Consider the following 13,068-nt stretch of genomic DNA (forward strand, 5'->3'; position numbering starts at 1 on the left):
ATGTTTAAATTATTACGTAATTATATTCGTGAACAAAAAAACAATTTATTACAAATGTTTGGTTTAGGTTTTTTAGTAATGATTATGATTATTGCCTTTTTATCATTAAATTTTTCTAATAATTATTTATTTGAACAATATGTTAACGATATTGCTCATAATGAATTTGATCAATATACATTTTTTTCACCAGTAGAATATGTTAATTTTGATGGAAAATATAATGAAAAAGATAAAGCTGGTTCTTATTTAAATAATATTAATTATTATCAAAAAGATAATACTATTGATAAAGAAAAGATGGCAAAAGCTACTTTTCAGTTAACAATACCAGATGCTACTAGACCTGATATATATCGTTTTACTTTTCATGGTGGGGACGCTAGTAGTAAAGAATATTTTGCTATTGGTGATAGTCTTTTTAATGATACTAGCCATAATTATATTGATTTTAAAATTAATATTCCTATTAATTATCCATCTTATGATATTCATAAAGCAACGATAGAACAATATGCTAATATGCTAAATCAATATCTATATGATCCATTACATCCAGAAAAAAATCCAGAAAATGCAACAAATTTTATGATTACTAGTGAAGCTGCTTTACAGTTTTATAATGATAATTTTAAGGGACAATTGTCATATGCTAATCGAAACTATAGTGAAATAGATATTAAAAATGAAGCTAAGTTATATGAAATAATGTCAATGGGAATGTTATATAAAGATATTGAATGACAACATGCTGTTATGGTCCGTGATTTATTAATTACTAGTAAAAATTTTGCTTTTATTGAAACAGGACCCGAATATATTGTTAATAAAGCAATTATTGTCAAAGATGGTGGCCCAAGTTTAACAGAAAAACCATTACAAGATAATGAAATTTTAATTTACAAACATTTTGCTGAACTAAATAATTTACATATTGGTCAAAATTATGTAATTGCTGGACAAACGTTTATTATTCGTGGTTATGCTACAAGCTCATTAGCAGCATTTGTTGGTCGTTATTTTGGTAATTCACTTGATTTAAAAAATAATACTGTCGCTTTTACTAATGGTAATACGATGCGCAAAGTTGAATCCGATTTAAAGGCATTTAGCAGTAATATTGATGATTTTTTTTTAGGTATTAATCCTGATTTGGCTAAAAATATTGATTCACAAATAAACAATGAATGAATTTATAATTATCTTCATGCAACTTATAAAACACCTACTGATATAGCAAGTACAAAATATTATAATAATGGTATTGATTATAATAAAATAGTTTCACCTTTAAATATCAATAATCTTAGATTTTATACTAGTATGCAAGAATGATCTTTTAGTTCCATTAATAATAGAATTAATGTTATTGAAGAGATTTCTAGTTTATTTTTAATTTTGATTTTTATTGTGACTACTATTATTATTTTTATTATTACTTTTAAAATGATTGATCGTAATAAAAAATGAATTGGAATTTTAAAAGCAACAGGATATAAAAGTTGACAGTTAAGTATATCATTAGTAATTTCAATTATTGCTCCTTTAATTATTTTTGCTATTATTGGTGTTTTAATTTCGATTCCAGTTGCGCATTATTTAATTTATATTACTAATATTAGTACTGTTGCCTTAATTAGTTATGGTTGGTACTTTAATATTGTTACCGCTATTTTATTACTTGTTATTCCAATCATTAGTTTAACTTTCATTAGTTTTTTAATGGTATTATTCTTATTAAGAAGTAAACCCTTAGATTTAATTACTAATAATATTTCAAAACAAAAATATAAAATAAATATTAGTTCAACTTTTACTTTTATTGCAAGATATGTGATTGGTAGATTTAGTTATCGTAATAAGTTGGCCGTTACTACTTCACTACGTAGTTTTGGTAAAACATTAATTATGTGTTTTACTATTATTTTTGCTGCAACATTAGTATTCTTTGCGCTTGCTGCTAGTGGTTTAGTTAATAATATGTTAGGTTCACAATTTGTGGGAACTAATTTTAATTATCAAAATGGTTATCAATTTGATGATAATATTAAAATTAACTTTATTAATAACGAAAATAAATTAATGTATCAATTTAATAGTGTTGATAATATTAAAAGCAAAATTTCATTATATCCAGAATTATTAGCGGCAATTAAACGATTTGATCCTCTTAATCCTAATAAATCAATTATGATTAATGTTCAAAATCGTTATATTATGGGTAGTGAATTATTAAAAATAAAACAGTGAATTGCTGCTAATCCATCAAAGATTCCACCAATAGTTAAGGATTTCTTAGAAAAAAATAAAATATTATTTAATTATTTAACCAATAATAACGGTAAAAACAATACTGATTTATTGGTAAGTTTTGGTTTAATTCCTTATGATGAACAGTATGAAGGACCATACACACAATTAGAACTTGATAAGGCTAATCTGTTACTTCCTAATCAGCTTGGTGCTGTTTTTGATAATGATACACAAACCTTATCAAAAGAATCTTTTAAAAATTGAAGTGCACCAAGAACTGCTTATGGTATTGATGATAGTTTAAGTGATTTTTTATCTCTAAATTTTAGTATAAGTGATTTCTCTACTTTTAGTAAATTAAATTTAGCTGATATGGAAGTTTCTAATAATTGGCAAGATAAACAATTTATTAATATTCGTAATCATTTAATTCAAAAATTAGGAATTAAACATCCAGATAGTAGTGCTGTTCAATTTATTCCAATGGCTACTTCTGCTTTACCTTCGGTTGCCAATGTTTATAATGGTGGAGAACAACTTAATAATAGTGTTATTTATAGGTATAAAGGATTAGATAATCAAATAAAATATATAATTGGTATTGCTTATGATTATATTAATAAATTAGATCCAAAAATAATAGTAATGCCTAAACTTTGACTTAATGAGATTTTGTTTGGTAGTAAAAGTGATTTATTAGAAAATAATTTTGCTAATAGTAAATTAAGCAAATTTACTGATAATGAGTTTAAACATTACTTACCAATTATTAGTAATAAAAATGATTATAATATTGATTTAGCACAAATTTCACACTCAGGATATTTGGAAAGTAAAGGTATTAGTACTTCATTATCATCAGTGTATGATATTAGTAATTTACGTAGTATTATGAAGAATAATCAATATAGTTTACAAATAATCATTTCATTTTTTGATATTTTTAGTGTTATATTATCATTAATGATTATTGTTATTGTTACTAATATTAGTGTTCGTGATAATTTAATATTAATTAATCTTTTACGAAGTTTAGGCTATACGGCATTAGAAGTTTCTTATAATTTCTTTCTGGTAATAATACCGGCATTGGTAATGAGTAGTTTGGTTGCTGTTTTTATTGTTCCTTCTTTAGTAATGGTACTTTCTAATTTATTAGCAACTTTTGCAAAAATCGCATTTCCTATTGTTTTTCGTTGATGATATTTTGCATTGATGATTAGTATAAATATTTTAATTTATTTAGTTTCATACATTATTACTTGAAAGTTAAACGTTAATAATAAACAATTAATGACATTAACTAAATAATATATAATCTGGTTTGCTGCTATTAAATAAAAAATTACACATTAAAATGTTTTAATTTGAAAAAATATTTTTAAATTGATAAAATTAATTTGAAGTATCAACTGAGGTTAGTGGAATATGGTAAAAATATTTTTTAATTATTTGCGTGAACAAAGAAAAAATATTATTCAAGTTTTAGGGTTAGGCTTTTTAGTTATGATTATGATTATAACTTTTTTAAGCATTCAATTTTCTGATCAATATGTAGAAAATCAATATTTAAATGATATTAGTCAAAATACTAATTTTCAAGAATTAAATGAATTAACAATTGAAAAAAATAGTTTTGAAAAAGAATATAATTATTATAAAACACATTTAGGATTATGATTGGAAAATATGTCATATTATAAACAAGATGATAGTATTGATACTTTTAAATTAAATCATGCAACTTTTCAAATTGCTTTAGTTAAAGCTAATACCAATACTTATCGTTTTATTTTTAATGGTAGTAGTGATTTAAGTGATTCTCATGCTAATAATTATTTACAAATTGGAAATAATATATCTACTAAATATCATCATGATTATGTTGATTTTAAACTATTAGTTCCTAATGATTATCATCAAGGTTATAACTCTTCTGAAGAATATGCTAAATTGTAAAGGTAAGTGCAACTAAATTATTTTTCTATCCAAATATTCGATTGGTGAAAGATAATTTAGTATTTTTCTCGGTCTTTGATTTAAAGACAATATAAATTTATGAACTTCATTTTTATTAGTTTTTGAAAAAATAAATTTTTTAGGAAATTTTTCTCTAATTAAACCATTAGTATTTTCATTAGTACCTCTTTGTCAAGGTGAATATGGATTGGCAAAATAAATTTTTACATCTAAATTTTTTTCAAGTTGTTGTCAATTTGAAAATTCTTTGCCACGATCAAAAGTAATATTTTTAACAATGTTTTTAGGAAGAATTGATAAATAATAACTGACATTTTTATTAATAACTTTAGTAGTTCTGTTTTTAACTAATATTGCTAAAGTAAATCGTGATACTCTTTCAACTAAAGTTATTAAACATGATTTGCTTTTACCTCGTGATGATACTATAGTATCTCCTTCTCAATGACCAAGTGTTATACGATCATTAACATTTATATCTCGTTCTTTAATTGATTTACCATTAAACTTGCCACGATTTTCTTTAGATTTTCGTTTTTTACCTTTTCTTCTTAAATTTTTACTAGTAACTTTATCAAGCATTCCAAAATAAATTCAAGTATAAATTGTTTTAAAACTAATAACTCACTCTTTATGAAAATTTTTAATTCTGCCATAAATTTGTTCAGGTGATCAACCTAATAGTAATTTTTGTTGTACATATTTTACTAAATTCTTATTTTTAAACTTATGAAAACTAATATGTGATTGTTTTCGATTTTCAGCTTTATTTTGTGCAATTAATGAAAAATAATGATTATTATCTTTATTTCTATTAATTTCTCGAATAATAGTACTAATACTTCGATTAAGATTTTTAGCTATTTCACTAATTTTAAATTTAAATTTAAATTGATTCTCAATATAAATCCTTTCATCTATGCCAAGATGTTTATAACTCATATAAAAACTCCTTAATTTTTTCTAAACTAAATTTAGCATTATGAAATTTTTATATGAGAATTTTTTGCAATTTTATTTACTTGCACTTACAAGTATAATTCAGCATGTTTATGATGGAAAGACAAATATTAATCCAGTAAACTATTTTATTTTAAATGATAAAGCATTAAAAATTTATCAAGATGAAATTTATCATAAAATATCATACGCTAATCATGAATATAATACAATTGATATTTCTTTGCAATCACAACTATATTTTTTAATTATTAATGGCATGTTATTTCAAAATATTGAATGAAATCAATATACTTTAGTTAATGATTTATTAATGACCGGTAAATCTTTTCTCTTTACACAAACAGTTCCTAAAAATATTATTGATCCACCAATTTTAGTAGGTAATTATAAACAAAGTTTGGAAGAGTTACCATTACAAGATAATGAAATTTTAATTTATGAACAATTTGCTAATAATAATAATTTAAAAATTGGTGATAAGTACAATATTGTTAATCGTACTTTTACTGTTAGAGGATTTGTTACTAGTTGAAATAGTGCTTTTATTGCCAATAATATTAGTGGATTGATGGATCCAAAAAATAAAACCGTTGCTTTTGTTAATAGTAATACAATGGTTAACATCAATAATGATTTTAAGGGTTTTATTGATAAAAATAAACAAAAAAATAGTTTTAATCCCGTTTATCCTGAACGTAGTTTAAATCCATGATTATATAATATATTACATAATCAATTAGCATATGGTCATCATTATCAAAATCTTACTAATGGTATAAATTTTGCTAATGTTGCTAGTATTTTAACAAATGATGATTATTTATGAAGACCTTATAATGAAAATGCTATTTTTTTCTTAAATGAGCGAATTAATTTAACACAAAATGTTGGTATAATATTTTTAACATTAATTTTTACTGTTACTAGTATTATTATTTTAATGGTAGTATGAAAGATGATTCATCATAATCATAAATTAATTGGAATTTTAAAAGCATTGGGTTATAAAAATTGACAATTAACAATTTCTTTAATTTTAGCTATTATTTGACCTTTATTTATTTTTGCTATTATTGGTGTTTTAATATCAGTATTTATTAGTCATATTCTTATTAATAGTCATAACTTATATTTAGCGCTAATTAACTATGGATGATATATAAATGTGCATATGACAATTATTGTGGTAACTGTTCCTTTATTGTTATTAGTAATTATTAGTTTTTTTATAGTTTATTTATTTTTACAAAAAAAACCACTTGACTTAATTAGTAGTAAAAATTTTAAAAAATATCATCATTTAAATATTAGCAAAATTTTTAATTTTATTAGTGTTAAAGTTATTGCCAATTTATTATGATAACTAATATCGCCAATAACTATTAGCATGCGAAGTTTTGGTAAATGAGTTATCATTAGTATAGTTAGTATTTTTGCTGCCACATTGATGCTATTTTCAATTGCAGCTAGTGGTTTAGTTAATGATATGTTATCATTACAATTTGAAGGGATTAATTTTAATTATTTAAATAGTTATCATTATGAAGACATTGAAAATAATTTTATTAATAATAACAAGCAGTTGCTTTATAACATTGCTCCAGTTTCACAAATAGAATCAGGAGTATCACTTAAACAAGATTTACAGATGCTATTGATTCATATTTAATAAATCCTAATAATCCAGCCCCCGTTATTCGCGATTTACGTAATAAATATATTTTGGGTAGCGATTTATTAAAGATGCGTAAAAATTTTGAAAAATCGACAACATGAAATTTATTACCACAAACATTTAAAAAACAGTGAGCAAAACAAATAAATATTATTAATTATTTAACAAATGAAAGTGGTAATAATAATGATTTATTAATTAGTTTTGGTATTATTCCTTATCAAGAACAAAATGAGTTACCTTTTATTAAATTGAATATTGAAGATTCTTATGATTTGGATTTTAGTCATAACAATGCTATTGGTAATACTTATGATAGTGTAACTCAAACTTTTAATGATTCATGCTTTAGTAATGAAGTTACAATAAGACAAACTATCTATGGTATTAATGCAAATAGTAATAATTTTATTAAACCTAATTTAATTAATAGTAAATTTAAAAAATTTATTAATATGAACAGTGATACAATGAACACTTCTGATTTTTGATTAGAGAAAGAATTTACTAAAAATGTTAACAATGTAAAAAAACAATTACATATTACTAGTACTAATGCTCCAAATGTTACCTTTTTACCAATTGCAACATCTAATGCCCCAGCATCCAATACTAGTACTGGTAATGGTAACAATATTGATAAAGCAATTTTATATCCATATTTTGATTTTAATGGTAATAAAAAATATTTAATTGGTATTATTTATGATGGCTTTAGGAATTTAGGAATGTCAACATTATTAGTATCACAATCACTTTTAAATAGTGCTATTAATGAAAATACAGGATTATTAATTAATAATGCCAAAATGAGTAAATTTAATGATAATGAGTTACGACATTACTTAACTTTTATTAATACTGAAAATAATTATAATCTTGATTTAACTAAAATTTTTAATACTGACTACATTAGTTCTAGTGGTTTTATTAGTTCTTTGAGTGGTATTGTTCCAATTGGTAATGAAAAAGCAGCATTGGAAAATAATGAAATAAGTATTCAATTACTTATTGGTTTTTTTGCAATTTGTAGTATTATATTATCATTTATGATTATGACTTTGGTTACTAATATTTTAGTTCGTGATAATTGAATATTGATTAATATTTTAAAAGTATTGGGATATAATACTATGGAAGTATCGTACAATTTTATTATAATTATTGTCCCTTTAATTTTAATTTTTTCAGTTTTTAGTGTTTTTATTAGTCCAATATTAATTAATATATTAGCACAACAGTTAATTACTTTTAGTCATGTTATTTATCCAATTATTTTTCGTTGATGATATTTTTTATTAGCTTTTGCTATTAATATTATTGTTTATATTAGTGCTTATATTATTACTTGATTATTAAATTTTAGAAAATATAAGTTATGAGCATTTATGGAGTAAAGATATTAGTTAATAAAAATTTTATTCCAGTAAAAATTTAAAAAAGGAAGTTTATTATGTTTTTAATTGATTTTCACTTAGAAAGGCATATAATGAATTTATAATGTTTTTAAACCCATTGTTTTAATTTTAAAGCAAATGGGTTTTTTATGTTAAAAAGGAGATGAACTTATGGAACAGCAAGAAAGTAAAACACAAACATCTAGCAATGAGTTAAAATCAAAAATAGAAATTGGACAAGAAAAATTACAAAAAGAAAAAGATAAATTAATAAAATTACAAAATGAATTAGAAACAGTTTCTGTTTCTAAGGAAACTAAAAAAGGAATTGCAGAACAAATAGAAGCAATTAATCAATTAGAAAAAATGATTAATGAGGTTAAAAAACAACTTAACAAAAATGCTTATTAAATAAGGAGTAAAATATGCCATTAGATAAGGATAAACAAGATTTACAAATTAAAATATTTACAGATGAGCAAATTCAATTACTTACCGAAGATGATATTAAATCATTATCAATTGAACAAATTCAAGTATTTAATGAAAAAATTGAAGTATTAGATAAAGAAGTTGAAAAAAGAACCATAATATTATCAGATTATATTGATGTAATTACTGATGCTACTTCTAAAATAACTAGTTTATTAGAAGAAAATGTTTTTTTGGAAAAGCAAAAAATTGGCAATTTTAAAAATTTTATTATTACAATGTTTAGTTTTGGTTGTATTAATAAAAATAAAAGAATAGAAAAAAACTAAATAAAATAAAAAGGAAATACAAGAAAAAACTAATGAACGAACAGATTTAAAAATAATATTTGAAAATATTAGTTTAGAAAGAAAAAAAATAAATGATGAGTTAAATAATTTAATTAAATTAACTGAATTATGAAAAAATATTAATGATAAAAAAAATAGTATAAAGAACACTTCATCAGCTAAAGAATTTTCTTGTTCTAAATTTGTTGAAGAAATTAATGCTTTAGAATTAATTAATCAAAAACCAGTAAATGATCGTGTACAAAACTTACCATAAATATAACCATTATTTATGAATATAGTAGTGCTTATTAAAAAGGGAAAAAAACTAAAAATGGAACAATATTATGAATTATTAGGTTTATCTATTGGTGCAACAATTCCTGAAATTAATGCATCTTTTAGACGTTTATCTTTAAAATTACATCCAGATAAAAATACTAATAATCCAGAAGCAACTATTAATTTTCAAAAATTAAGTGAAGCGCGTAATGTTTTATTTAAACAAAAAGAATATGAAGAAAAAACTAATAAAATATGGAAAGAAAATTTAAAAAAACAACAAGCAGAACAAGAAACATTTCAAAATCAACAAAAAGAAGAAATTTTAGCTAAGCAAAAATTTAAGATATTTAAAAAAGAAATTGATCAAAAAATGAAAAAAAATTATATTGAGTTATTACCTAAAATACTTGATTTTAAAATAGAATTAAAGAAATTAGAAAAAGAACTTTTAACTTTACAGTCAAAAAGTTCTAAATTCAGAAAATCTATTATTAATTTAAATACAAAGAAAATAAATCCAAGAATTAATTTTTATATTAAATGTATTACTTTAGGTTTTTATGATTGAAATAAAATAACAGAAAAAGAACTATGTGAAAATAAAAATGAATTTATAAAAACCAATAGGGAAAAAGAAAATTTAAAAGAAAAATATGATATAGTAAAAACTAATATGCAAATATTAATTAATGAGCAAAACTTATTACAAGAAGATCTTAAAGAATTATTTGCAAAAGAAAATGATTTGAAAAAATATATAAATTCATTTAATTTAGAAGAAAAAGATTCAATAAGAGATTGAAATAAATACTTTTCATCATCAGTTTAATGATATAAATAATATTATATGAATAGTTAATTATTTAAATATAAATTTATATTTATGGTTCAACTAATAATTCATTATTTGATGTTTGTTCATCATTGCTTTCTTCAATAATATTATTATCAATAATAATATAATATTGTAAATATTTATTTCAAATACTGATAATTGGTTTATACAGAAAACTACTAAACATGAAGTTACCAATGCCATGAATAGCATCAAAACTTAATCCAGATAATCAGTAAAGATAAAAACTGGATTTACCAAATAATATTAAATGAATTAGAGAATCAAATGTACCAAAAGTAAAACCTCATAAACTTGTAATAATTACAAAAATTCATCAATGCTTTTTAATTAAATGACGAAATATTCAAATTATTATGACCAATATTGGTCATATACTAAAATATAAAAATATTCAACTATTACCACCGTAAAGTAGAATTTCTAATGAAGCAAAAATTAAAGGAATAGTAATTGAAATATATAGTGGAAAAACTAATGCTGAAAATGCTAATAGAAAAGTTACAACTTCAATATTTGGTAATATTGCTAATACTTCTTTTAAAGCAAAAACTAGTGCTGCATATGAAGGAATAATCAAGATACGAATTAATTTTTGGACATGGTTACTCATATTTGTTCTCGGCTTTCTTTATTTTTTAAATTTAAAACCACCTTTATGAGGTGGTTTAGTTATACTAATCGGAGATAAAACATCAATTAAAATTATATAACTGTTATCTGCACCCAGAGATTAGTTTAATAGTGTTAAATAGATAGGTCTACTGGCTTAACTTCATTTTACTTGTTACCCTTCTCAAAATCTTTGATTTCAATGGATTATGTAACTTTTATCAGTATCACAGTTGCTGGGGCAGCTTAAGATTACTTAATTCCCTTTTATGAACAGTTGTTCATCTATTTAATTTTATTCAGTTGTATTTAAGGATAAATGATTTAATATATTAAAAATATATTATACTTTTTGTTTATTTTTTGTTTAATAATGACACTAATTGTGCTTTTGGTAAATTATTCATTTCATTTTGATATTGTTTAAACATATTTTTACATGTTGTAAGTTCAGTTAATGCTTCTTTTAAGTTACTTCAACCTTCAATTATGACTTTCTTTTTTTGTAATTCTTTATACTGTAAAAAGAAATTAACAATTTCATCACGTAAATGTTGTGGTACATCTTTTAGATCTTGATACTCATTAAAGCGTGGATCAGAATTAACAACACCAAATAATTTAGTATCAACTTCACCACCGTCAATCATTTTAATCATTCCTAAAACTCTAACTTCTACTAAGAAACCAGGGAAAGTTGGATAAGTAATTAAACTAATAATATCTAAAGGATCACCATCATAATCTAAAGTTTCAGGAATATATCCATATTCACCGGGATAAAAATTAGCACCATAAAGAACACGATCTAATATCATAGTTTTAGATTTTCAATCATATTCATATTTATTACTTGAGCCTTTGGGAATTTCAACTACCATTTGCACAATGTTATTTTCACTTTTATTCATTAATACTTCATCTCCTTTTAAAAATTAATTTTATTATATAATAAATAAACGTTTTTTTATATATAATTAAAATAATAAATGTATTTTAAGGAGTAAAAGATGAGTTTAAAATATGAGAAAAAGTGACAACAATTTAAAAGTAATATTAATAATTCTTTAAAATTAACTACTCATAGGATAGCATTAATTAGTAGTTTATTGGCAGTTACAACATTAATGACCTTATTAGAAACACCACCTATTTTTTTACCTTTTTTAAAAATTGATTTTGGTAATACTATTAATTTAATTGCATTGTTAATTATTAAACTTCCTTATAGTTTGTTAATTGCCATTATTGTTCCTTGACTAAGTTTAATCTTACCTCATTTTCCTTCTGGTAATGCTGAACCAATTGGTGAATTTGCTTATATGTTAAGTACCATTACTTTATTGTTATTATATAGTAGTTTTAAATTATTATTTAAGCAATTACCATTTTGAAAAACACAATCTAATAATTCTTGAAAACGATTAATGATTATTGAAATACCGACAGTTGTTATTACTTGTATTTTAGTATCATTAATTAGTGCTTTTTATAATTGAGCTTTTATTTTAGACATGTATGGTGCTGGTGATCTTAAAGATAAGATTTGAATTGTATTTGTACCATTTAATTTAATTAAATTTACTTCAGTTTTGCTTTTATATTTATTATTAGTTAGGCCAGTACAAATTTTAGTACAACATTTTAATATTTAAATAATATATTTTAATTGATCTTTTTTTAATTCTATTACTAAAGATTCTTCACTATTTTGTTTTATTTCTGACTCTTCTCAAGGTCTTCAAATATTTACTTCTTCTTTATAATCTTCATCAATTACTAATCGTTCTGAATCACTATCTTCTTCTGAATTATCAAAATAGTTGTTTTCTATTTGTTTGTTAATATTTACTGATAATAAATTTATTGTTTGCTGTTGATTTAAAAATTCTTCTTTATAATTTTGATTTTCATTATTATCACAATTTATTTCTGCAATATTGATGGCTGCTTCTAATATATCTCTTGGAACTGAGTTGACTGAATGTTTTGTTTTAAGTTCATTCTTTCTTGCTTTTTGCTTTCAAATTCAAATTGTTGTTTTTGAAATGCCAGTTTCTTTTTTGATTTCACCATAACTTTTACCATCTTGTAAATATTGTAATACTTTTTCTTTTATTTCCGGTGTATATTTTTTTGCCATCTTTTAATCTTCCTTTTCTTTTAGCAATTTTATTTAATAAAATCCTAATACAGAAAAAATATCTATATAAGGATTTAACACTATTTAAATTAATGATTAATATTATAATTTATTTTTTTAGTTTTTGTTATTTTTATTTTAAT

13 protein-coding genes and 1 riboswitch are annotated in these 13,068 nt (G+C 22.4%); of the genes, 9 read left to right on the forward strand and 4 right to left on the reverse strand.

Going from position 1 to position 13,068, the window contains the following annotated elements; all coding sequences use genetic code 4:
- Both AAHM79_RS07640 and AAHM79_RS07645 read left to right on the forward strand, forming a co-directional pair.
- The gene (locus AAHM79_RS07640; protein WP_342257539.1) at window positions 1-3,564 is read left to right on the forward strand and encodes an ABC transporter permease; all 3,564 of its coding nucleotides are present in this window, start codon (window positions 1-3) and stop codon (window positions 3,562-3,564) included.
- Between the two features lie 117 nt (window positions 3,565-3,681).
- Window positions 3,682-4,212 carry a hypothetical protein gene (locus AAHM79_RS07645; RefSeq protein WP_342257540.1) on the forward strand — a complete coding sequence of 177 codons (531 nt, stop codon included), beginning with the start codon at window positions 3,682-3,684 and terminating at the stop codon, window positions 4,210-4,212.
- Between the two features lie 12 nt (window positions 4,213-4,224).
- Here the strand turns inward: AAHM79_RS07645 and AAHM79_RS07650 are convergent, their stop codons facing one another.
- On the reverse strand, window positions 4,225-5,175 hold the full coding sequence (locus tag AAHM79_RS07650; protein ID WP_342257541.1) for an IS30 family transposase: 951 nt from the start codon (window positions 5,173-5,175) through the stop codon (window positions 4,225-4,227).
- A gap of 40 nt (window positions 5,176-5,215) precedes the next feature.
- Between AAHM79_RS07650 and AAHM79_RS07655 the strand changes: the two genes are divergently transcribed.
- The 6 genes from AAHM79_RS07655 (at window position 5,216) to AAHM79_RS07680 (ending at window position 10,143) form a co-directional block, all read left to right on the forward strand.
- Window positions 5,216-6,559, forward strand: coding sequence for an ABC transporter permease (locus tag AAHM79_RS07655; protein WP_342257542.1), 1,344 nt, complete (start codon window positions 5,216-5,218; stop codon window positions 6,557-6,559).
- Window positions 6,560-6,682: 123 nt separating this feature from the next.
- Window positions 6,683-6,865 carry a hypothetical protein gene (locus AAHM79_RS07660; protein WP_342257543.1) on the forward strand — a complete coding sequence of 61 codons (183 nt, stop codon included), beginning with the start codon at window positions 6,683-6,685 and terminating at the stop codon, window positions 6,863-6,865.
- 74 nt (window positions 6,866-6,939) lie between these two features.
- Complete coding sequence (locus AAHM79_RS07665; RefSeq protein ID WP_342257544.1) at window positions 6,940-8,268, forward strand: FtsX-like permease family protein; 1,329 nt, start codon at window positions 6,940-6,942, stop codon at window positions 8,266-8,268.
- Between the two features lie 171 nt (window positions 8,269-8,439).
- On the forward strand, window positions 8,440-8,679 hold the full coding sequence (locus AAHM79_RS07670; RefSeq protein WP_342257545.1) for a hypothetical protein: 240 nt from the start codon (window positions 8,440-8,442) through the stop codon (window positions 8,677-8,679).
- Window positions 8,680-8,693: 14 nt separating this feature from the next.
- The gene (locus tag AAHM79_RS07675; protein WP_342257546.1) at window positions 8,694-9,029 is read left to right on the forward strand and encodes a hypothetical protein; all 336 of its coding nucleotides are present in this window, start codon (window positions 8,694-8,696) and stop codon (window positions 9,027-9,029) included.
- Between the two features lie 334 nt (window positions 9,030-9,363).
- A complete protein-coding gene (locus tag AAHM79_RS07680; RefSeq protein WP_342257547.1) occupies window positions 9,364-10,143 on the forward strand; it encodes a J domain-containing protein in 780 nt (259 codons plus the stop codon).
- A 52-nt stretch (window positions 10,144-10,195) separates the two neighbouring features.
- Here the strand turns inward: AAHM79_RS07680 and AAHM79_RS07685 are convergent, their stop codons facing one another.
- Both AAHM79_RS07685 and AAHM79_RS07690 read right to left on the reverse strand, forming a co-directional pair.
- Complete coding sequence (locus AAHM79_RS07685) at window positions 10,196-10,783, reverse strand: hypothetical protein (RefSeq protein ID WP_342257548.1); 588 nt, start codon at window positions 10,781-10,783, stop codon at window positions 10,196-10,198.
- A 124-nt stretch (window positions 10,784-10,907) separates the two neighbouring features.
- Window positions 10,908-11,086: riboswitch (cobalamin riboswitch) on the reverse strand.
- A 52-nt stretch (window positions 11,087-11,138) separates the two neighbouring features.
- A complete protein-coding gene (locus tag AAHM79_RS07690; RefSeq protein WP_342257549.1) occupies window positions 11,139-11,693 on the reverse strand; it encodes an inorganic diphosphatase in 555 nt (184 codons plus the stop codon).
- Between the two features lie 99 nt (window positions 11,694-11,792).
- On the opposite strand from AAHM79_RS07690, the gene AAHM79_RS07695 reads away from it, so the two are divergent.
- Window positions 11,793-12,437, forward strand: a complete 645-nt coding sequence (locus AAHM79_RS07695) for a hypothetical protein (RefSeq protein WP_252319995.1) — start codon at window positions 11,793-11,795, stop codon at window positions 12,435-12,437.
- Here the strand turns inward: AAHM79_RS07695 and AAHM79_RS07700 are convergent.
- Window positions 12,434-12,925: a helix-turn-helix domain-containing protein gene (locus AAHM79_RS07700; RefSeq protein ID WP_342257550.1), complete on the reverse strand. Its 492-nt coding sequence runs from the start codon at window positions 12,923-12,925 to the stop codon at window positions 12,434-12,436. The genes AAHM79_RS07695 and AAHM79_RS07700 overlap by 4 nt on opposite strands.
- Between the last annotated feature and the right edge of the window lie 143 nt (window positions 12,926-13,068).

Source organism: Spiroplasma endosymbiont of Nomada ruficornis, from assembly GCF_964030795.1.
Lineage (GTDB): Bacteria > Bacillota_I > Bacilli_A > Mycoplasmatales > VBWQ01 > Spiroplasma_E > Spiroplasma_E ixodetis_A.